Origin of the sequence: Pseudomonas sp. 7-41 (assembly GCF_021233075.1) — a bacterium.
Taxonomy (GTDB): domain Bacteria; phylum Pseudomonadota; class Gammaproteobacteria; order Pseudomonadales; family Pseudomonadaceae; genus Aquipseudomonas; species Aquipseudomonas veronii.
The window spans coordinates 2156351-2175621 of sequence record NZ_CP089551.1 but is presented as its reverse complement, the minus strand read 5'-3'; the positions used below and the strand labels follow the sequence as shown (position 1 = coordinate 2175621).

The window sequence follows — 19271 nt, the reverse complement described above, 5'->3', positions numbered from 1 at the left end:
CGGGTATCAGCGACGGTATATAACTATATTAAAGGTTAGACGGATAAATCTAGAACTTTTTATCTATCACTCCCCCTCACACGTCATCACTGCGTCGACGTTGTAACGATGGCACCAGGTAAACCGGCACCGGAGACAGCTGCAACACCCGCGCGGCAGTGCGCCCAAGGGGTGTGGCCGCGGCCGTTGCGTGGCTATGACTGCCTACGATCAACAAATCCACGGAAAGTTTACGCAACTGGTCGAGAATCACCTCGCACGGGTCACCCTGGATCACCCGCACCGAGTGGATCAGTTGCAAGTCTTGCGCGCCGTCCCCCAGCTCCTCGCGAAAACTCTCAAGGACCCGCTGCTCGATCGTCGCCATCACTGTGCTCAGGCCCTGGCTCTGCCATTCGTTCAGGGCCTTTTCATCAAGGTAGCTTTGCAACACCGATTCGGCGAACAGCCCGATGGGTTCGACCACATGAATCACCGACAGCTCAGCCTTGAACGTTCGCGCCAGCGCCAGCGCATGTTGCATCACATAAGGCGCATACAGACCAAGGTCCGTGGCATACAGCATCGAACGGATCATAAAACCTCCTGGACTGCCAGGATGGCGGAGATTGAATGAGCTTAGCAGCGCCTTGGGGAATTCGACTGACTTAGCTCGGCGTCTGAACCTTCACCTCATTACTGATGCCATGGGGCACATGCCCGGTGGCCACCACCTCCCTGGCTTTCTCGCAATGGCCGGCCTGGTCGTCGAAAAAAACGTCGGCGGCGAACGCCTCCAGGAACGCGGATTTCTCCAGGCCGCCGAGGAACAACGACTCGTCCAGGCGGATATCCCACTCGCGCAGGGTACGGATCACCCGCTCGTGGGACGGCGCCGACCGGGCGGTGACCAGGGCAGTGCGGATCGGGCAGGCCGCGTCCGGAAACTCACGCTGCAACAGGTTCAGCGCCGCGAGGAAGCCCTTGAAGGGGCCGCCATGCAACGGCTGGCGCGCCGATTCGCGTTCGCTGGCCTGGAACGCTTCCAGCCCGCCCTGTTGGTAAACGCGCTCCGACTCGTCGGAAAACAACACCGCATCGCCATCGAATGCGATCCGCAGTTCCTCGCTCGATGCACGGCGCGCGCCGCCCGACAGAATCGTCGCCGCGGCGAACCCAGCATCGAGCGCACTGCGCACATCGTCAGCATGGGTCGAAAGAAACAGATGGCAACCAAACGCCGCCAAATAAGGATATGGACTACGCCCTCCTACGAAAGCGGCGCGGGAAATGTCCAACCCGTAATGCTGGATCGAATTGAACACGCGCAGGCCGGTGTCGGCACTGTTGCGCGACACCAGCACCACCTCGACCCGGGCCCGGCCCAGGCTGGCGTTGAGGCTCAGCAGTTTTTTGACCAGCGGGAAGGCATCGCCCGGCTCGAGCGTTTCTTCTTCGTGCTCGATCTGGTATTTGCGGTAGGCCTCCACGCCTTGGGCCAGGTAGACCTTGTGGCTATCGCTCAAGTCGAACAGGGCCCGCGATGAAATCGCCAGCACCAGTTTGTCGCCCAATCCGTTTGCCATGGTGGTTCCCCCCAATCAGCGGTTATGCCGATCAATAAAACTCAAGGCCTGATACAACGCCTGCATGCGCGGCAGCTCGCAGCCGGCGGCCTTGGCGGCGGCGAGTGGGCGAGCGTAGATCGCCGCCAGTTCCAGCGGGCGTTTATGGATATGGTCGTGGTACATGCTGGGCAGGTAGTCGTCCATGCTTTCGGTCATGGTAAACATCTGCTCGGCATAGCTGGCCGGAATGTCGTGACCGCAGGCGTGAGCGCCCTTCACCACTTCGGCCATCAGCGCCTGGATCAGTTCGCGGCTGGACTCGTCCGCCATCATCGCCGTGGTGCCACAGCCCAACAGCACGGAGAGACCGTTATAAGGCACGTTCCACACCAGCTTGTGCCAGCGCGCCAGGTGTACGTTGGCCATGGCCTGGGACTCGATGCCGGCCTGATGAAACAACGCGGCGCCTGCTTCGACAATCGCCTTCTGGCGCGCTTCGTCGTTGGCGGCGGTACCGCTGTGATAACCCAGGTTGACCCGGCCCAACGCCTGATGCTCGACGACGCCGGGGGCGGAACGGTGTACGCCGATATAGCACAGCCCACCGAGCAGATGCAGGGACGCCGGCAAGTGTTCGCGCAGGCTGTCTTCGACGTCGAGGCCATTTTGCAGCAACACAACCTTCGCGTCGGGCGCCGCGACCTGGGCGATGGTCGGGGCCAGGTCGACATTGCCCGTGGATTTGGTGCCCACCAGCAGCCAGTCGCACGGCGGCATGTCGGCGGCGTGGGCGTAGGCCTGCACGGGGTTCAGGTGCAAGGTGCCATGCACGCTGCTGTTGAGGCGCAGGCCACGCTCACTGACCGCTGCGTATTCGCTGCGCAGCAGGAAATGCACATCGAAGCCGGCGCGCGCCAGCATCAGGCCGTAGAAACCACCGATGGCGCCGGTGCCGATAATGCCAATGCGTGGCGACAATGCGGTCATGGCAAATCCTCTGGAGTGCGGGTAAGCGCTTGATGAATAGCGTCGGTAAGCTCGGAAGGTGTAAGACGTGTCTGTATCTGCCCGAAGAATTGACCCTCGCACACCACGAACAGCGCCGGCAAATGAAAGACCTGATAACGTTCCACCGCGCCGCCGTTGTGCCCGGCATCCACCCAGCACAACCGATCCACCGGCAACTGCCAGCCCGGTAGCTGCTGATGCGCCCAACGGCAACCGGAACAGCCCACGCTGGTAAACAGCACGAGCGAAATGCCTGGTAATCCCAGCAGTTGCTGGTCAATATCCAGGTCGGTCAATGCCTGCTCCTTCACTATACTGCTGCCACCGCCGTCGACTGGACGGTGCTCGGAGTCCGTGTACATGGGTCGTTTTTTACCTCATCCTGATGATGTCGCTGCCCTGTTGATCCAACGTCCCTCTCCCCCCATTCCCCGCCAACGCCTGCACACTATCGGCCTGGGCGGCATCGCCTGCAATTGCCCGCGTGCCTGGCGCCAGGGTACAGCGGTTGACCTGCATATCCCGTCCCTGGGCGCCGGGGCCCGCTACCCGGGCTATGTGGCATGGTGCCGCAAGGTAGAAGACGGCTATCGCGTCGGCATCTCGTTTACCGATGAACATGCGTTGTTCGGCGCACGCATGGGTGAGCAAGCATGCCGGATAGAGCGCTACTGCCGCCAGCACGAAGACGCCGAGTCGACGCCCGAGCAGTTCGAAACCATGGCCCGCGAGTGGGTGGCGCGGCATGCCGGTGAATTCTCCCATGAGGCGTTTGTAGCGCCGGCACTGGATTAAAGCGGGCTTTGCCCATTGTCGCGGGCCCGTGTTACGCGCTAAGGTTCCTCCCCCCTGCATTCAAATCATGCTGTGCTCCGCCGCACGGGGATGGCTGGCGGCCGGCACCCGTGACCCTGACGAGTAACACGATGGCTGATTTACCGATCAACGACCTGAACGTCGAATCCAACGAGACCCTGATCACGCCCGATCAGCTCAAGCGCGAAATCCCCCTGAGCGACGCTGCCCTGCAGACCGTCACCAAGGGTCGCGAAGTCATTCGTGACATTCTCGACGGCACCGACCACCGCCTCTTCGTGGTAATCGGGCCATGCTCGATCCACGACCTCAAGGCGGCCCACGAATACGCCGAGCGCCTCAAGGCGCTGGCCGAAGAAGTGTCCGACACCTTGTATCTGGTCATGCGCGTCTATTTCGAGAAACCGCGCACCACCGTCGGCTGGAAGGGCCTGATCAACGACCCGTACCTGGACGACTCGTTCAAGATCCAGGACGGCTTGCACATCGGTCGCAAGTTGCTGCTGGACCTGGCCGAAATGGGCCTGCCCACCGCCACCGAAGCCCTCGACCCGATCTCCCCGCAGTACCTGCAGGACCTGATCAGCTGGTCGGCCATCGGCGCGCGCACCACCGAATCGCAAACCCACCGCGAAATGGCGTCCGGCCTGTCTTCGGCCGTGGGCTTCAAGAACGGCACCGACGGCGGCCTGACCGTGGCGATCAACGCGCTGCAGTCGGTCTCCAGCCCTCATCGCTTCCTGGGTATCAACCAGGAAGGCGGCGTCTCCATCGTCACCACCAAAGGCAACGCCTACGGTCACGTGGTATTGCGCGGCGGCAACGGCAAGCCCAACTATGATTCGGTCAGCGTTGCCCTGTGCGAACAGGCGCTGAACAAGGCCAAGATCAAGCCGAACATCATGGTCGATTGCAGCCACGCCAACTCCAACAAGGACCCGGCCCTGCAACCGCTGGTGATGGAAAACGTCGCCAACCAGATCCTGGAAGGCAACCAGTCGATCATCGGCCTGATGGTCGAAAGCCACCTGAACTGGGGCTGCCAGGCGATCCCCAAAGACCTGGCCGACTTGCAGTACGGCGTGTCGATCACCGATGCCTGCATCGACTGGGCGACCACCGAGAACACCCTGCGCAGCATGCACGCCAAGCTCAAGGACGTGTTGCCCCTGCGCAAGCGCAGCTGAGTCTGATCCTGATCAGCGCACACAAAAACGCCGGGCTAAGCCCGGCGTTTTTCATGTTGCAGTTCATGCCTTACAGCTTGGCCGCATGGCGCTGGTGGCGCTCCATGTAGCGCTCGACGTAAGAGCACGACGGGATCACCGTGTAGCCGGCCTCTTCGGCGAACTTCAAGGCTTCCTCGGTCAATGCAGCCGCGATACCGCGACCTCGCAGTGCGTTGGGCACGAAGGTCCGATAGATGTCCAAGGTCTGCTTCCCGAGGTCCATATAGGTCAGGTAGGCACGATGACCGTCCACATTGGTCTCGAACTGATGACCAGCCTGGTCATGGTGGATGGACAACGCCTCGCTCATCACTACTCCTCGCGGGTCTTGGATTCTGACCCCTACCTTACCGATGTTTTTCCGGCGAAGGAACATCTACGCCACCCCGTGCCGGTTTCGACAACGAGAAAACCGTGAGCGCTCACAACCAGCACGTAGAGAATAGTAGGCGGCAATCCTGAAATTGCTCAAGACGCACTCGTCATCCCTGGGGCTGGCGGATATAGAAAGGGCCTCGATCAATCGGTGACCGAAAGCCTGAACATTGCCGGCAGTTGAAGCTTGAGACGAACAGGCGCTGTTAAAGTCACCTCTACATGCGCAAAAGATACAGGGTTTGGCAAAGTCAACCTGTACAAAAGTGTTAGCTTCAGTATATAAATTTTCATCTACTTACAAGGCTTGACACATGCTGGCCGGCCCTTTCAGGGCGCATCCATTCTTCAGCAGACTGCTAAAAATTGAACGCTTTTTATACAATTTCCCAAAAGATTAGCCAAAATAGATTCAGCACAGAAATTTTTTTTTGCTTCTTGCGCTACGTCAGTTTACTTACTACAAGTAATGAGTAGTATGTACGCCGGCTATTAGCTCACTCTGAGATAGTAGCTATCTTATAGAAAGTCCTTGAAGGGGAACACGATGAACAACGTTCTGAAATTCTCTGCTCTGGCTCTGGCCGCAGTTCTGGCTACCGGTTGCAGCAGCGTCTCCAAAGAAACCGAAGCTCGTCTGACTGCAACTGAAGACGCAGCAGCTCGCTCCCAGGCTCGTGCAGACGAAGCCTACCGTAAAGCTGATGAAGCTCTGGCTGCTGCTCAAAAAGCACAACAGACTGCTGACGAAGCTAACGAGCGCGCTCTGCGCATGCTTGAAAAAGCTAGCCGCAAGTAATAGTCCTTCGGGGTTGTTACCAAGCCGGTCCATTCTTGGACCGGCTTTTTATTGCCTGCGATTCGGTCCCGGATCACGGGCAATAAAAAGCCCGCCGCAGCCCAAGGCCGTGGCGGGCGATTGATCGAACCGGCTTATTGCAACGGATCGAGCGGCGCGTTCGAGACCATCGACGCCGCAGCCGGCACACCGATTTCAGTCGGCAGGCCATCTTCCGCCGCGACCACGTCGCGCACCTGATCCCAGTTCACCCGCAGGTGATTGGCCAGGTCTTCACGCTTGAGCAGCGCGTTGATCACCGCGGTGTGCTTGTCGACCACCGACGGCGTGCCATCGTCGTTCAGCGGCGTATGCGCTTCGAGGTAGACCTTGCCGCCACTGCTGCCGAACTTGTAGGCATCGTTGATGATACGCACCGGAGTACCCACCGGTACCATGCCGGCCATTTCCAGCACGTTATTGTTGAACATGCGGAAGCAGCCGTGGCTGGTACGCGTGCCGATACCGAACTTCATGTTGGAGCCGTGGATCAGGTAGCCCGGCGTGCCCAGGGTGAACTTGAACGGCCCCAGCGGGTTGTCCGGGCCGGCCGGTACCACGTTGGGCAACGGATCGCCGTTGGCGGCGTGCTCGGCCTTGATCGAAGCGGGTGGCGTCCAGGTCGGGTTCGGCGTTTTCGCGACAATGCTGGTATGGGCGATCGGCGAGCCCCAGCCTTCACGACCAATCCCCAGCGGGAAGGTGTAGACGACGTTCTGGCCCTTGGGGAAATAGTAGAGCCGGTATTCGGCAAGGTTGATCACGATGCCTTCGCGGGGGCCCGGCGGCAGGATGAACCGCGTCGGCAGGACGATCTCGGTGCCCGCCCCCGGCAACCAGGCATCGACGCCCGGGTTGGCGGCGACCATCTCCGAGTAGCCCAGGTCGTAGGTGGTACCCAGGTCGGCAAACGTATCTTCGTACTTGGCCTTGATCACTTGGACCTGGCCGACGATGTCTTCGCCCGGGGGTGGCAAGGGCAACTGCAAGGCCGCCGCGGAACCCGCCGCACACAGGGCGGCAAGAGACAGGCAGCAGGTGACGGCGGAAAGGCGCGACAACATCCGGAAAATCCTTCGCAGAACAACGTGTAGGTAAAAAGCGATTGTATACGCGATGCGGGCTTCAAGCTGCAAGCTCGTAGCGCCCCTCACCACTCGAAGCGCAGCTCCGGCCAGATCGGCGGCGTGCCACGCTTTTGCGACTCCAAGATGGCACGGCACAGGGGGCACAGGCGCTGATCCTGGAAAATCGAGCGATCCACCGCCGACCAGCGTGGCTGAGCCGGCAACAACGTGCCGCAGAGCGTGCGATCGATCGTGCCGCCCAGCTCCAATTGACGCGTGACCAGATGCACCCGGACTTCCTGGCAGGCGAACAGATCCAGCTGCTCGTCCGGCTCGATCAGTTGGTAATTAAACAGGGACCAGGCAGGACGCGACATCGAGGGCTCCAAATCGGGGGGGCGCCACCTTAGCCGAAAGCCTGCCGGTAGAAAAGCGTCATAACAGCGGTTTTAGCGTCGGCCAGACATTTTCCAGCAACTTACCCTGGGCGCCGACCGCCGGGTGCAGTTGATCGGCCTGCATCAGCTCGGGATGACCGCCCACGCCGTCGAGGAAAAACGGCACCAACGGCACGCTCTTCTCCTTGGCCAGGGCCGCGTAGACCCCGGCAAATGCCGTGGTGTATTTCGGACCGTAGTTAGGCGGCAACTGCATGCCCAGCAGCAGGACCTTGGCGCCGACCGCCTGGGACTGCTCGATCATCGACGCAAGATTTTGTTTCAATTGCGCGGGCGGCTGTCCACGCAGGCCGTCATTGCCGCCCAGCTCGATAATCACCAGGTTGGGCTTATGCTCCGCAAGCGCCGCCGGCAGCCGCGCGAGGCCTCCGGCGCTGGTGTCGCCGCTGATGGACGCGTTGACCACTTTATCGTCGAAACCTTCGTGTTTGAGCCGCTGTCCCAACAAGGCTACCCACCCTTTGCTGGTATCCAGTCCGAAACCGGCACTGATACTATCGCCAACGATCAGGACTGTACCCGCCGCTGCGTTCTGGGCCATGCACATCAAGGCCAGGCCAGCACTCAAAAACCACATTCGCATCGGATTCTCCATGGGCGCAAGCATTCTCATCGCGCGAAACCTTAGCAAAGTGGTTCCCAGCGCGGAAGGTGAACTGACTATCCTGCACGAACTGAGCCTGGAACTGAACAAGGGCGATAGCCTGGCTATCGTCGGTGCCTCCGGCTCCGGCAAGTCCACCCTCCTCGGTCTGCTGGCCGGCCTCGACCTGCCCAGCAGCGGCGAAGTCATCCTCGCCGGCCAAGCCTTGAGCAGCCTCGACGAAGACCAGCGCGCGCGCATCCGCGCCGAACACGTGGGCTTCGTCTTCCAGTCATTCCAACTGCTCGACAGCCTCAACGCCCTGGAGAACGTCATGCTGCCGCTGGAGCTGGACGGCCGCAAAGACGCCCGCGAGCGCGCCAGGTACCTGCTCGAACGGGTCGGCCTGGGCCAACGCCTGACCCACTCGCCACGCCAACTCTCCGGGGGTGAGCAGCAACGGGTGGCGATCGCCCGCGCCTTTGCCGCCGAACCGGACGTGCTGTTTGCCGACGAACCCACCGGCAACCTCGACAGCCATACCGGCGAGCGCATCAGCGACCTGCTGTTCGAACTGAATAAAGAAAGCGGCACGACCCTGGTCCTGGTCACTCACGACGAGCGCCTGGCGCACCGTTGCCGACGCCTGATCCGCCTTGAAGCCGGCCTGCTGGTCGCGCCCCTGGAGCCTTGATGGCACGCTTGCCGCTGTTGCGCCTGTTCAGCCTTGCCCTGCGCCAATTGCTGCGCGATGCCCGCGCCGGCGAATTGCGCGTGTTGTTCTTCGCCCTGCTGGTGGCCGTGGCCTCCAGCACCGCCATCGGCTACTTCGGCGCACGCCTTAATGGCGCCATGCTGTTGCGCGCCACCGAGTTCCTCGGCGCCGACCTGGTGCTCGAGGGCAGCTCACCCGCGCGCCCCGAGCAAATCAGGTCCGGGATCGAACTGGGCCTGGATCACGCACGCGTCGTCGAGTTTTCCAGCGTTATCGCCACCGATAACGGCATCCAGCTGTCCAGCATCAAGGCGGTCAACGAGCAGTACCCGCTGCGCGGCGAACTGAAGAGCGCAGCCGCGCCATTCGCTGACGAAACCGCAGGCGGCGGCCCGAAACCCGGCGAAGCCTGGGTGGAGGCACGGCTGCTCACCGCACTCGACCTGAAAGTGGGTGACAGCATCGACGTGGGCATGAAGTCCCTGCGCCTGGCGCGTGTGCTGACCTATGAACCGGACCGCGCCGGCAATTTCTACAGCCTCACGCCACGGGTGATGATCAACCTGGCCGACCTGGGCGCCACCGGCGTCGTCCAGCCCGGCAGCCGCGTCAGTTACCGCGAGCTGTGGCGCGCAGCCCCCTCAAGTACGGCACTGCAAACCTATCGTGACCTGATCAAGCCGGGTCTCGCGGCCAACCAGCGCCTGCAGGACTCGCGGGATGGCAACCAGCAGATCGGCGGCGCCCTGGGCAAGGCCGAGCGCTACCTGAACATGGCCAGCCTGGTGGCGGTGTTGCTGGCCGGCGTGGCCGTGGCGTTGTCCGCCAACCGTTTCGCCAGCCGACGTTTTGATGCCAGCGCGCTGTTGCGCTGCCTGGGTTTATCGCGGCGTGAAACCATGCTGTTGTTCAGCCTGCAACTGAGCGTACTCGGCCTGTTGGCGAGCCTGGCCGGCGCCCTGCTGGGCTGGCTGGCGCAATTTGGCCTGTTCTATTTCCTCCACGACCTGCTGCCGGCGGACGTACCGCCCGGCGGGCTGCTGCCGGCCATTGCCGGGATCGGCACCGGGCTGGTGGCCCTCGCCGGTTTCGCCCTGCCACCGTTGGCGGCACTGGGCCGCGTCCCACCGCTGCGCGTGTTGCGGCGCGACCTGCTGCCCATCCCGTCCAGCACCTGGATGGTCTACGGCGCGGCGCTGCTTGCCCTGGGCCTGATCATGTGGCGCCTGAGCCTCGACCTGGTGCTGACCTTCGCCCTGCTCGGCGGGGGCGTGGTTGCGGCGTTGATCCTCGGTGGCCTGCTCCTGCTGCTGTTGCAGAGCCTGCGCCGCCTGCTGGCCCGGGCGTCCCTGCCGTGGCGCCTGGGCCTGGGCCAGTTGCTGCGTTATCCGTTGGCGGCGGCAGGCCAGTCGCTGGCGTTCGGCTTGATCCTGCTGTCCATGGGCTTGATCGCCCTGCTGCGCGGCGAATTGCTCGACACCTGGCAAAACCAGCTGCCCAAGGACGCCCCCAACTACTTCGCGCTGAACATCCTGCCCGCCGACAAGGACGCCTTTGGCGCTCGCCTGCTCGAACTGCAGGCACAATCGGCGCCGCTGTATCCGGTGGTGCCCGGCCGGCTGATCAGCGTCAACGGCGAGCCCGTGCAGGCGATCGTCAGCAAGGACTCCAGCGGCGACCGCGCGATCCAGCGCGACCTGAGCCTGACCTGGGCCGCCGACCTGCCGCCGGGCAATGCCCTGACTGCGGGTACCTGGTGGTCACAGCAACCGGGCGATGAAATACCGGGGGTGTCGGTGGAAGCCAAGGTTGCCGAAAGCCTGAAACTCAAGCTCAACGACCACCTGGTGTTCACCGTGGCGGGCGAAACCCGTGAAGCGCGGGTCACCAGCCTGCGCACCATCAATTGGGATAACTTCCAGCCCAACTTCTTCATGATTTTCCAGCCTGGCACCTTGAAAGACCTGCCGGCCACCTACCTGACCAGCTTTTATCTGGCCCCCGGCCATGACCGGCAGATCGTCGACCTGTCCCGGGCCTTCCCGGCGGTCACGATCCTGCAAGTCGAGGCCCTGCTGGAACAGTTGCGCAGCATCCTCGCCCAAGTAACGCTGGCCGTGGAGTATGTGCTGCTGTTCGTGCTGGCGGCAGGGATGGCGGTGCTGTTCTCCGGCCTGCAGGCCACCCTGGACGAGCGCATTCGCCAAGGTGCGCTGCTGCGTGCGCTGGGCGCCGAGCGCAAGCTGCTGGTGAAGGCCCGACGCATCGAGTTCGGCCTGCTCGGCGCCGTCAGCGGTTTGCTCGCGGCGCTGGGCACCGAGCTGGTGACCTGGGTGCTCTACCGCTATGCCTTCGACCTGGCCTGGCACCCACACCCGTGGTTGTTGTTGCTGCCGGTGATCGGTGGCGTGCTGATCGGCGCTGCCGGGGTGTTCGGGACGCGCCGCGCGCTGAATGCCACGCCATTGGCGGTATTGCGCGAAGGCTGAGACGACAATGGCCCGCGCGTCACAGACCGCGGGCCACCATTGTCTATTTCACATACTCGATAGCGGTGATCCACCAGCACACCTCGCCGTTCGGCGTCTGCACGATGGCCTCATCGTCGACTTGCTTGCGCAGCAGCGCCCGCGCCATCGGCGAGTCGATGGAGATGTAGTCCATCCGTTCGTAGATCTCGTCATAGCCGACGATGCGAAAACGCTTGGTTTCGCCCTGCTCGTTTTCGATATCGACCCAGGCACCGAAAAATACCCGCCCTTCCTGTTCGGGCATGTACTCCACCACGCGCATGTCTTCCAGACGCTTGCGCAGGTAGCGCACCCGTCGGTCAATCTCACGCAGCAGCTTCTTGTTGTACTGGTAGTCCGCGTTCTCGCTGCGATCCCCCAGGGAAGCGGCCCAAGTCACTTTGCGCGTGGTGTCCGGACGCTTTTCGCGCCACAGGTAATCCAACTCCTTCTTCAGCGCCTCATGACCTTCTTTGGTAATCAGCTTGGTACTCAAACGTGTGCATCCCCAGGCAATGTCCATTGATTCCAATACGCCGCGGCATGCAGGCCCCGGCGTCGACGAACAGAGGGTGATGATAAATGAACCGGGGAAAGTAGCCAGACCCTCTGACGCCTCGCATCACAGCTGGATTGCGCCCGGCTCGCTGCTGGCTTGAACCAGCTCATTCCTGGCCAGGCCGTCCAACGCCTGGTCGAGTTCAAAGAGAATGGCATGCACATTCTGGCGCAACCCTGGTAACTGCACGAGCAGCGCCGCCAACGTCTCGCCTTTCTGACGCGCCCGCAGCTCTTGCGCCTCGACTTGAATGGCCCGCTCTTCGAGGACGCGGGTGCGCTCATCCATTTGACGCTGCCCTTGCTGCTGCATGACCACGGCATTTGCCAACTGCGCTTCACGCCCCTCCAACGCCTGCGCCTGCAACTGCACGGCGCCCTCCTCCTGCACCATGCGACGGGTAAGTTCCTGGCGCTTTTGCTCAAGCTCCGCCAGCCCTCGCTGCAGTTCAACCTGGCGCTGTTCGAGCGCTTCTTCGCGCTTTTGCATCGCAAGTTTTTGCTGGGTCAGCTCCTGGGCGACACGCGCGAGGTTGGTCAAGGTGCTGTCCACCTCGAACAGTGAATTGTGTTCTGCCTGTTCGTTGGATGCCGGCGGCGCACTGGGTGCAACCGCGACGACCGGCGCAGCAGTTGGCGCCACGACCGCGGGCACCTGCCGCTGAGGTTCAGCCAGCCCCTCGATCACCACGGGCAAGACCTTTTCAGGCGCCTTGGTGACTTTGGGAGCCGAGACCAATTTGGAAGAAAAACGAATGGACGGGACAATCAGCGTGGGACTTTCAATCGCCTCTGACGCAGGGGCCGATGTGCCCAAGGTAATCACCTTCATCACCAAGGCTTTCTTGATGTTCATTGAATGATGATCTTCGGGCCTGGCGGGCGGCAACTTGCAGCCTTTCAAGTCGACAAAGTGATAGGGAATCTGGCCGTCGCCGACGCTACCCGACTTGGTACCGGACGCGGCCAAGGTCAGTATTTGTTTAAACACCCGCATCGCAACTTGCAGATCCTCTTGGGCATCCACCCCACCCAAGAAGTAGCGTTCAACTTTCCTACGCAATGCTGCGACATATACCCGGGAACTACCCGGCTCTATTTCTTCATCCAGGCTGTACACAAGAAAGTTCGACGCGATCTGGGGAACAGCAAAACCACAGAGCAGAGCACCGTTGACCGGCGCATCCTCACCAGAGCGTTCAAGAACTAGGGTACGTAGAAGCATCATAGTAATCAGGCCTCATGACAACAAGCAAAGCGTATATAAACATCAGATAAACATCCGACCATCAACATGCATTTATCACTCAACGATTGTTTCAGCGAGGTAACAGACTGAACGTAGGACTTCTCTTATTAAGATACTTCAGCGTTTCCAAGCGCTGTACATTGAACGTACCATTTTTAAACCCGAGCCCTATATCACTCAACAAAGGCGCTTGCCTCTTCATTCTTCTTGCCTCACCAACCGAACAGAAAAGCATAATGATCGAGATAAGCAACCTCACAAAATACTTGAACAAAAAGAGTGTAATCAGCGATGTCTCATTTTCTGCCAAACGCCAAGAGTGCCTTGGTTTATTTGGATTGGAGGGGGCAGGTAAAACGACACTTTTAAAAATGATCGCCGGCGCCATCCAACCCTCCTCGGGGCAAGTGCGGATTCTGGGGCTGGATACACATACACACGGCTATCACGCACGCAAGGCAATAGGCTATCAACCCGAATCCGGAGTCAGTCACCCGACCCTGTCGGTCAAGAACCTGCTCAGTTTCATCGCCACCCTTCGGGGATTCCAAGGCGCGGAGCGACGCAGGCGGGTGGATCACGCGGCCAGCCGACTCGAACTCTGGCCAGTCCTCGATTACCCGATCAACACCCTTCCCCCTGGCCTGAAACGCAAAGTCGCGTTTGCCCAGGCCCTGCTGCACGACCCCGACGTGCTGTTACTGGACGAACCCAGCGAAGGGTTGGCGCCCCATCAGCAAGGCAAGATCAGCAGGCTTATCCAGTCGTTGGCCGACGAGATGACGATCATCGTTGCCTCACGCGATTGCGAAGCACTGGCCGGCGTCTGCACCCGCGCCCTGGTCATTGGCGGCGGGCGCCTGTTGGCGGACACCCCGATGCCCGAGCTGCAGCGCAGTTCCCGGCACTTTCGCGCAGTCACCCTGGCGGCGGAGTCAGCCCTGGATTTACTGGCACTTGCCGTACTGCCCGGCGTGGCAGGTATCGAAGAAGACCGGCACGGCCCGGGCACGGTAACCGTTCTCGCCATGCCGGGACACTCCATCTACCCCGCCATCTGCGCATTGATTGCCAACCGACGCTGGGAAATACACTCACTGAATCTGGAGCCAGGCCGCCTGAACGATGTCGTTCACCACCTGAGCCAGGAGGCATCCCATTGAACCTGCTGCCATCTGTTTTCAAACGCCAGCTTGCCAGCTATCTATCGGCACCTGCCACCTACCTGAGCGTTGCGCTGTTCCTGTTGCTGTCGACCTTGCTGGGGTTGCACACCAGCCAACTGCTGGAGCGCAGCAGCAGCGATTTGCAGGGCTTTTTTCAATGGCACCCTTGGTTGTACCTGTTACTGATCCCTGCACTGTCGACTCAACTTTGGGCGGACGAGAATGAGACAGGCTTTGGCGATTTCATGAAAACACTGCCTGTGCGGCCCGCCGAACTGGTTATTGGGAAGTTCCTCGCCGCCTGGGTCGTGGCGGGCCTGGCATTATTACTGACATTCCCCATCGTGACGGTGGTCAACTTGTTGGGCAGTGCGGACAACCGGGTCATCGCATCCCAATTCCTGGCCAGTTGGTTATTGAGCGGGAGCTATCTCTCAGTGGGTGTTTTTATTTGCGCACTGACCCGCCAGCGCCTGGCCATTTTCATATTGACGCTGAGCCTGCTGTTATTGGCCAGCGGCGTGTCTTCGATATTGGATGCACTGGAGCGTCAAGCCCCCATCTGGATCATCGACAGTTTGACATCTCTCAGCCCACTCCTGCGTTTTGGCCTGATTGATCACGGGACACTTACCTTTCAGGACGGCGCGTATTTCATCAGCATGATCATTGCTTTTCTTGCTGCGACGACCGTTATCCTCAACTACAAGAACAGCTGAGAAGGAACACTCTCGATGCGATATCCATTGCGCACCGGCATGACACTTAGCGTCATACTGCTGCTGTTCCTCGCATTCAACCTGGTATGGGTAGTCAAACTTCCTGATTTACGCCAGGACTTTTCCCAACAACAGACCAATACATTGTCACCCGCGGTATTGCACTTACTCACCACACTGGAAAGCCCACTGGACTTCTATTATTTCAACTCAAGCATACCGGCCAAAAAAAGCATCCTGAAACACTATGCCAAACGCGTTGAAGAAAAGCTCAGGGCGTTTGAACACGCAGCAAACGGCAGGATCAATCTGCACATTATCGATCCCACTCCCTTTTCAGAGGATGCCTACAAAGCAGGACTGTATGGCCTGCGCGATCAACCGGGGTTCTTCGGTCTTATCGGCGCTCGGGAGGGACAAACCGCCCAACGCATCGAGTCGTTCAACCCGGAGAACGAGCCGCTGCTGGAGTATGAAATCAGCCACTTGATCACCCAGTTGCTGCACCCCGAGCCCGCGATCGTCGGGCTGTTATCAGGGTTACCGGCCGGCGCATCCATCGAGCCGCTGGTACTGGAGTTGCACCGACATTTCGATCTCCTGGAGCTGGAGCCGACGGCCGATCATGTGCCCTCGCGGATTAAAACCCTAATGCTGGTACATCCACGCGGGCTGCCGGAAAAAACACTGTATGCGATCGACCAGTTCGTCCTGGGCGGCGGCAAACTGCTGATGTTTATCGACCCCCTCGACAAAGGCGGCTCAAAGACAACGTCCTCCGCCACCCGGCTAGACGGCTTGCTCGCCGGCTGGGGGGTCAGCATGCCGAGCAACAAAGTGCTGGTCGACCCCACCTATGCCCCGTCGGAACATCAACCGGCCACATTCACCCTGCCACGCCAAGCAATGAATACCCGCGATGTCAGCAGCTGGAAGCTGGGCACAGTGACCGTGTCGAACAGCGGCGCCCTGTTCTCCCTGGATAAAAGCCGCGCCATCTTCACGCCGCTGTTGCGCAGTTCCAGACAGTCGTTACTGATCGATTCAGACGCCGTGGGCAGTGCGTTACCCACGCGTGGCGAGCCTCACGTGATCGCTGCCCGCCTCGAAGGGCCAGCCTATTCGGCGTTTGCCGACGGATTTGGCGGGCGGCCGCCGGGGTTGCAGAAGGCGGCGCAGATCCATGTGGTCGTGGTTGCAGATACGGATATGTTGAGCGAGCCTCCCGGCGAATCCGCGCGAAATGCCAACAAACTGTTTGTCATGAACGCACTGGATAACCTGGCCGCGCCGCAGGCCCTGGCGGATATTCGCCCGCGCGCGGTGGCCGGCCATTCATTGAAGCTGCTGGCGAAGCGGCGCGAGGCTGCCGAACGCGCCTATCGGGATCAGGCTGCCGAGCTGGAACGGCGCCTGGCACGAACGGAAAAGGAATGGCAGCGCCTTAACCCCGACGTCACGGCCCTGGGCACGGAGTCGGTCGATACCAGTACCCAGTTGCAAGCGCTCAACAAGGAACGCCTGCGTCTACCGATGGAACTGCATACGCTGAAAAACACGCTTTACGCGCCAGTGCAGCGCCTGGAACGCAACGTAAAACTGCTGGTGATTGTGCCGTTGCCGGCACTGCTGTGCCTGATTGCCTGGGGGCTGTTTCGGCGGCGGCGTCGTCGCTGGCCGGTGCCGCCGTCGGCGTTTTATTGAGGGCTCAGCGCCGCGCGATCAAGCCTTGCCGGGCAATGCGCGTCAGTTGGCGGATCACCTCAGCCGCGTCACTGGCGCTGGGCGCCTGGATCACCGCGAGGTCAAAGCTGTTGCTGGCAAAGCGTGCCAGGGAATCGCCATCTTCGACAAATTGGATCAGGAACGCCGAGGGCCGCCCGCCCCGACGCGGCCAGCCGTCCAGGTAACGCAACAGCGTCGGCTGGTGCTTGCCGCCCAGGAGAATTCTCGGATTGCGTTGAGTCAGCTCCGCAGTGATCGGAGCCAGGCGTATGAGGGGGCGTGGTGCATTCATCGTGTCGTGTCTCTGCCTCAAAAGTCTGCGGGCAGGTGAGAGGCAACACCGAACCAGCGCTTTAGCGGTATTTCGAAGCCGGCGTCTGCAATGAGAACTGGCTTCTGTCGGGCTGCATCGAGTCCCAGTGGCGCCCCGCAATTAGCTGTTTAAATCGGCGCATAACCAACATCCTAGAGAAGCCGATGGGGCGGTGTCAAGAATCCCGCGCAACGAAAAGGCCCGCACATGGCGGGCCTTCTCCAGCGGTTACAGGCCGATCAGTGGGTGATGGCGCGGTCGGCGGACAGTTTGCCGGCACCTTCGAACAGGACGGCCAGGGAGCCGCCGAGCAAGGCCAGGGCGAACTCATAACCATTGTTCGCCATGAACAGACCGTTATGGATATGCACCGAGAAGATCGCCACCAGCGACAGGATCGTCAGGCCCAAGGCCCCAGGGCGTGCCAGCAGGCCGATGATCAAGGCCAGGCCGGCGAAGAACTCGGTACCGCCCGACAACAAGGCCATCAGGGTGCCCGGCGCCAGGCCGATGCTTTCCATCCACTGCGCGGTGCCCGCCAGGCCGTAGCCGCCAAACCAGCCAAAGAGTTTTTGCGAACCGTGGGCAGCGAAGATGATGCCGACGACAATGCGCAGAATGGTCAAGCCATAGCCGGCGCGGGTGGACAGGATGCTTTTGATCAGTGGGCTCATGGGGATAATCCTTTTCAGAGTAGGGGTTGGTTGGCCGCTATATTAATCAGTTTAGACAATGATAAAAGCCGAAAAAATGCCTGATTAATATCTATAAAATCGATCACTTGCGCGAAGCGATTTTCGGCTCCAACGCCGACGGCTCCAGGGAGTCCCGCTCCCGATCAAACGCCAGGTAGTACTTGTTGACGCTATTCACATAGCTCACGCCGCTCATCCCCACCTGCTCCATGGCAATGCGCTCCACCTGGAAGAACCACTGATTGGGGTTCAACCCACGCCGCTTGGCTTCGGTACGCATGCCTTGCACGCGTTCCGGCCCCATGTTGTAGGCCGCCAGCACGAACGCCATGCGCTCACGCTCGTTGAGCTTGGGGCTGGCGAAAAACTTGCGGCGGATCATCGACAGATAACGTGCGCCCGCCTGCACATTGCTGTCGAGATTCTCGATATTGTTCACGCCCACCCGCTGCGCCGCCGAAGGCGTGATCTGCATCAGGCCGGTGGGGCCACCGCTGCTGCGCGCGCTTGGGTCGAGGGCGGACTCCTTGAAGGCCAGCGCGGCGAGGTTCAACCAATCCATGCCTTGCTCGCGCGCATGTTTTTGCAGGATCGGGCGCAGTTTCTCCAGGCGCTGGCGGTCGATGCGGGCCAGCGGGTTGCGCACTTGGTAAAGGCGTCGATAAATGCGCTGAAACGCCACGTCCTGGTCGGACGGCGTGCGGTAGGTCTTGAGGAAGCGATCAATACTCGCCCGCAGCATCGCGGCGTCCTGCCGCACGAACCAATACTCTTCGCCCGGCTCATTGATCACCACCTGCTTGTCGAAGCGCAGCTTGGGCAGGATCTTCGACCAGCGTTCGGCGATGGGCTTCTCGACGATAGTCAGGTGAAAGATGCCGGCCTGGACCATCTCCAGCACGTCCTCCACCGCCAGGCTCGGGTCGACCCACTCCACCTTGATCGGCGGCTGCTTGTGCAGGGCCAGTTTCTGGTTGACCTGGTTGATCGCATCCGCCGCCGCGCTGCCGGTGGTCAGCGCCAATGTGCGCCCGGACAACTGCTCCAGCCGGGTGAACCGGCGCTCGCCCTTGACCCCCACCAGCCATAACGGCACGCCGCTGGCAATCGGGTCGCTCGCACTGATCTTGTGCGTGGCCTTCACTTCCAGCAATTCCCCGGGGGCTACCAGATCGCCTTCACCCCGCGCCAGCGCGCCGAGCAGTTGGTCCTTGGCCTTGGGGATGATCTTCAGATTGATTTCCTGGCCATCGCGGGCTTGGTCGTTGAGGTACTGCTCGAACGCACGCAGGCGATGGTATTCGACACCAATGGCCTGGCCCTGGATTTCGCCGGAACTGTTGCGGCTCTGGTTGACCAGTACGCGCAGGGTACGACTGGAGCGAATCTCGGCCAGGTCGCGCACCTTGCTCGGTTTGGTCACTTCCAGCGGCCCGTCCAGCCGCGCGACCGCCGCCATGGGCAGCGATAACGTCAGGCACAACATAAGCAACGCCGAGGGTCGGATCATCCGCTCTCCGGAAAGAATACTGGCCAGCACCTTCGCGAAAAACGAGGGGCTGGAGGTCAGAAACAGAGCGCTTTATGCGCTGACAAGGCACGCAACGGCGGCACCAGGGTAGGCGATAGACCCACCACAATGTCACTTGCGACGTTCAAAGACAGCTATAACTCGTTGTAGTTCTAGGTTTTTCTTATAA

General features: G+C 60.8%; 21 protein-coding genes. 8 read left to right on the top strand and 13 right to left on the bottom strand.

Annotated features, from left to right (window positions below):
* Positions 1–76: 76 nt before the first annotated feature.
* The 4 genes from LQ249_RS09820 to LQ249_RS09805 form a co-directional block, all read right to left on the bottom strand.
* Positions 77–577 carry a universal stress protein gene (locus LQ249_RS09820; protein ID WP_046384242.1) on the bottom strand — a complete coding sequence of 167 codons (501 nt, stop codon included), beginning with the start codon at positions 575–577 and terminating at the stop codon, positions 77–79.
* A 70-nt stretch (positions 578–647) separates the two neighbouring features.
* The gene (locus LQ249_RS09815; RefSeq protein ID WP_046384243.1) at positions 648–1565 is read right to left on the bottom strand and encodes a 5'-nucleotidase; all 918 of its coding nucleotides are present in this window, start codon (positions 1563–1565) and stop codon (positions 648–650) included.
* 15 nt (positions 1566–1580) lie between these two features.
* The gene (locus tag LQ249_RS09810) at positions 1581–2534 is read right to left on the bottom strand and encodes a putative 2-dehydropantoate 2-reductase (RefSeq protein WP_057003730.1); all 954 of its coding nucleotides are present in this window, start codon (positions 2532–2534) and stop codon (positions 1581–1583) included.
* On the bottom strand, positions 2531–2917 hold the full coding sequence (locus tag LQ249_RS09805; protein ID WP_017849524.1) for a hypothetical protein: 387 nt from the start codon (positions 2915–2917) through the stop codon (positions 2531–2533). Before LQ249_RS09805 ends, LQ249_RS09810 begins: the two co-directional genes overlap by 4 nt.
* On the opposite strand from LQ249_RS09805, the gene LQ249_RS09800 reads away from it, so the two are divergent.
* Both LQ249_RS09800 and LQ249_RS09795 read left to right on the top strand, forming a co-directional pair.
* Positions 2916–3350 (top strand): PilZ domain-containing protein, encoded by a 435-nt coding sequence (locus tag LQ249_RS09800; RefSeq protein WP_017849525.1) that lies wholly within the window; start codon positions 2916–2918, stop codon positions 3348–3350. The genes LQ249_RS09805 and LQ249_RS09800 overlap by 2 nt on opposite strands.
* A 131-nt stretch (positions 3351–3481) precedes the next feature.
* Positions 3482–4558, top strand: coding sequence for a 3-deoxy-7-phosphoheptulonate synthase (locus tag LQ249_RS09795; protein WP_017849526.1), 1077 nt, complete (start codon positions 3482–3484; stop codon positions 4556–4558).
* 70 nt (positions 4559–4628) lie between these two features.
* Here LQ249_RS09795 and LQ249_RS09790 read toward each other — a convergent pair whose 3' ends face one another.
* Positions 4629–4910, bottom strand: coding sequence for a GNAT family N-acetyltransferase (locus LQ249_RS09790; RefSeq protein WP_003189869.1), 282 nt, complete (start codon positions 4908–4910; stop codon positions 4629–4631).
* 612 nt (positions 4911–5522) lie between these two features.
* Here LQ249_RS09790 and oprI point away from each other — a divergent pair.
* Positions 5523–5774 (top strand): outer membrane lipoprotei OprI, encoded by a 252-nt coding sequence (gene oprI / locus LQ249_RS09785; RefSeq protein ID WP_003172710.1) that lies wholly within the window; start codon positions 5523–5525, stop codon positions 5772–5774.
* 134 nt (positions 5775–5908) lie between these two features.
* Here oprI and LQ249_RS09780 read toward each other — a convergent pair whose 3' ends face one another.
* The 3 genes from LQ249_RS09780 to LQ249_RS09770 form a co-directional block, all read right to left on the bottom strand.
* On the bottom strand, positions 5909–6877 hold the full coding sequence (locus LQ249_RS09780; RefSeq protein ID WP_017849528.1) for a L,D-transpeptidase family protein: 969 nt from the start codon (positions 6875–6877) through the stop codon (positions 5909–5911).
* An 86-nt stretch (positions 6878–6963) separates the two neighbouring features.
* A complete protein-coding gene (locus LQ249_RS09775; protein WP_017849529.1) occupies positions 6964–7257 on the bottom strand; it encodes a hypothetical protein in 294 nt (97 codons plus the stop codon).
* Between the two features lie 58 nt (positions 7258–7315).
* Positions 7316–7921, bottom strand: coding sequence for an arylesterase (locus tag LQ249_RS09770; RefSeq protein WP_026140353.1), 606 nt, complete (start codon positions 7919–7921; stop codon positions 7316–7318).
* Positions 7922–7931: 10 nt separating this feature from the next.
* Here LQ249_RS09770 and LQ249_RS09765 point away from each other — a divergent pair, with 10 nt between their 5' ends.
* Complete coding sequence (locus LQ249_RS09765; protein WP_017849531.1) at positions 7932–8615, top strand: ABC transporter ATP-binding protein; 684 nt, start codon at positions 7932–7934, stop codon at positions 8613–8615.
* Entirely contained in the window at positions 8615–11125 is a 2511-nt protein-coding gene (locus LQ249_RS09760; RefSeq protein WP_057003731.1) for an ABC transporter permease, read from the top strand. The genes LQ249_RS09765 and LQ249_RS09760 overlap by 1 nt, the downstream gene beginning before the upstream one ends.
* A gap of 43 nt (positions 11126–11168) precedes the next feature.
* Here the strand turns inward: LQ249_RS09760 and greB are convergent, their stop codons facing one another.
* Both greB and LQ249_RS09750 read right to left on the bottom strand, forming a co-directional pair.
* On the bottom strand, positions 11169–11642 hold the full coding sequence (gene greB, locus LQ249_RS09755; protein WP_026140354.1) for a transcription elongation factor GreB: 474 nt from the start codon (positions 11640–11642) through the stop codon (positions 11169–11171).
* Positions 11643–11768: 126 nt separating this feature from the next.
* Positions 11769–12932, bottom strand: coding sequence for a hypothetical protein (locus LQ249_RS09750; protein WP_057003732.1), 1164 nt, complete (start codon positions 12930–12932; stop codon positions 11769–11771).
* A 257-nt stretch (positions 12933–13189) separates the two neighbouring features.
* Here LQ249_RS09750 and LQ249_RS09745 point away from each other — a divergent pair, with 257 nt between their 5' ends.
* From LQ249_RS09745 to LQ249_RS09735, 3 genes are read left to right on the top strand one after another with little or no spacing between them, the layout of a single operon-like run.
* Positions 13190–14116 carry an ABC transporter ATP-binding protein gene (locus LQ249_RS09745; RefSeq protein ID WP_057003733.1) on the top strand — a complete coding sequence of 309 codons (927 nt, stop codon included), beginning with the start codon at positions 13190–13192 and terminating at the stop codon, positions 14114–14116.
* Positions 14113–14838: an ABC-2 transporter permease gene (locus tag LQ249_RS09740; RefSeq protein WP_046384248.1), complete on the top strand. Its 726-nt coding sequence runs from the start codon at positions 14113–14115 to the stop codon at positions 14836–14838. The genes LQ249_RS09745 and LQ249_RS09740 overlap by 4 nt, the downstream gene beginning before the upstream one ends.
* 15 nt (positions 14839–14853) lie before the next feature.
* A complete protein-coding gene (locus LQ249_RS09735) occupies positions 14854–16542 on the top strand; it encodes a Gldg family protein (protein ID WP_057003734.1) in 1689 nt (562 codons plus the stop codon).
* Between the two features lie 4 nt (positions 16543–16546).
* On the opposite strand, the gene LQ249_RS09730 is transcribed toward LQ249_RS09735, so the two are convergent.
* The 3 genes from LQ249_RS09730 to LQ249_RS09720 form a co-directional block, all read right to left on the bottom strand.
* Positions 16547–16855, bottom strand: coding sequence for a hypothetical protein (locus tag LQ249_RS09730; protein WP_017848810.1), 309 nt, complete (start codon positions 16853–16855; stop codon positions 16547–16549).
* A 260-nt stretch (positions 16856–17115) separates the two neighbouring features.
* A complete protein-coding gene (locus LQ249_RS09725) occupies positions 17116–17550 on the bottom strand; it encodes a DoxX family protein (protein WP_232566426.1) in 435 nt (144 codons plus the stop codon).
* Between the two features lie 103 nt (positions 17551–17653).
* Complete coding sequence (locus LQ249_RS09720; RefSeq protein ID WP_057003735.1) at positions 17654–19081, bottom strand: transglycosylase SLT domain-containing protein; 1428 nt, start codon at positions 19079–19081, stop codon at positions 17654–17656.
* Positions 19082–19271 lie beyond the last annotated feature (190 nt).

What these genes read in the sequence shown, in the direction of transcription:
- LQ249_RS09820 (WP_046384242.1), bottom strand. Translation starts at nt 577, where the DNA reads ATGATCCGTTCGATGCTGTATGCCACGGACCTTGGTCTGTATGCGCCT.
- LQ249_RS09815 (WP_046384243.1), bottom strand. Translation starts at nt 1,565, where the DNA reads ATGGCAAACGGATTGGGCGACAAACTGGTGCTGGCGATTTCATCGCGG.
- LQ249_RS09810 (WP_057003730.1), bottom strand. Translation starts at nt 2,534, where the DNA reads ATGACCGCATTGTCGCCACGCATTGGCATTATCGGCACCGGCGCCATC.
- LQ249_RS09800 (WP_017849525.1), top strand. Translation starts at nt 2,916, where the DNA reads ATGGGTCGTTTTTTACCTCATCCTGATGATGTCGCTGCCCTGTTGATC.
- LQ249_RS09805 (WP_017849524.1), bottom strand. Translation starts at nt 2,917, where the DNA reads ATGTACACGGACTCCGAGCACCGTCCAGTCGACGGCGGTGGCAGCAGT.
- LQ249_RS09795 (WP_017849526.1), top strand. Translation starts at nt 3,482, where the DNA reads ATGGCTGATTTACCGATCAACGACCTGAACGTCGAATCCAACGAGACC.
- LQ249_RS09790 (WP_003189869.1), bottom strand. Translation starts at nt 4,910, where the DNA reads ATGAGCGAGGCGTTGTCCATCCACCATGACCAGGCTGGTCATCAGTTC.
- oprI (WP_003172710.1), top strand. Translation starts at nt 5,523, where the DNA reads ATGAACAACGTTCTGAAATTCTCTGCTCTGGCTCTGGCCGCAGTTCTG.
- LQ249_RS09780 (WP_017849528.1), bottom strand. Translation starts at nt 6,877, where the DNA reads ATGTTGTCGCGCCTTTCCGCCGTCACCTGCTGCCTGTCTCTTGCCGCC.
- LQ249_RS09775 (WP_017849529.1), bottom strand. Translation starts at nt 7,257, where the DNA reads ATGTCGCGTCCTGCCTGGTCCCTGTTTAATTACCAACTGATCGAGCCG.
- LQ249_RS09770 (WP_026140353.1), bottom strand. Translation starts at nt 7,921, where the DNA reads ATGCGAATGTGGTTTTTGAGTGCTGGCCTGGCCTTGATGTGCATGGCC.
- LQ249_RS09765 (WP_017849531.1), top strand. Translation starts at nt 7,932, where the DNA reads ATGGGCGCAAGCATTCTCATCGCGCGAAACCTTAGCAAAGTGGTTCCC.
- LQ249_RS09760 (WP_057003731.1), top strand. Translation starts at nt 8,615, where the DNA reads ATGGCACGCTTGCCGCTGTTGCGCCTGTTCAGCCTTGCCCTGCGCCAA.
- LQ249_RS09750 (WP_057003732.1), bottom strand. Translation starts at nt 12,932, where the DNA reads ATGATGCTTCTACGTACCCTAGTTCTTGAACGCTCTGGTGAGGATGCG.
- LQ249_RS09745 (WP_057003733.1), top strand. Translation starts at nt 13,190, where the DNA reads ATGATCGAGATAAGCAACCTCACAAAATACTTGAACAAAAAGAGTGTA.
- LQ249_RS09735 (WP_057003734.1), top strand. Translation starts at nt 14,854, where the DNA reads ATGCGATATCCATTGCGCACCGGCATGACACTTAGCGTCATACTGCTG.
- LQ249_RS09730 (WP_017848810.1), bottom strand. Translation starts at nt 16,855, where the DNA reads ATGAATGCACCACGCCCCCTCATACGCCTGGCTCCGATCACTGCGGAG.
- LQ249_RS09725 (WP_232566426.1), bottom strand. Translation starts at nt 17,550, where the DNA reads ATGAGCCCACTGATCAAAAGCATCCTGTCCACCCGCGCCGGCTATGGC.
- LQ249_RS09720 (WP_057003735.1), bottom strand. Translation starts at nt 19,081, where the DNA reads ATGATCCGACCCTCGGCGTTGCTTATGTTGTGCCTGACGTTATCGCTG.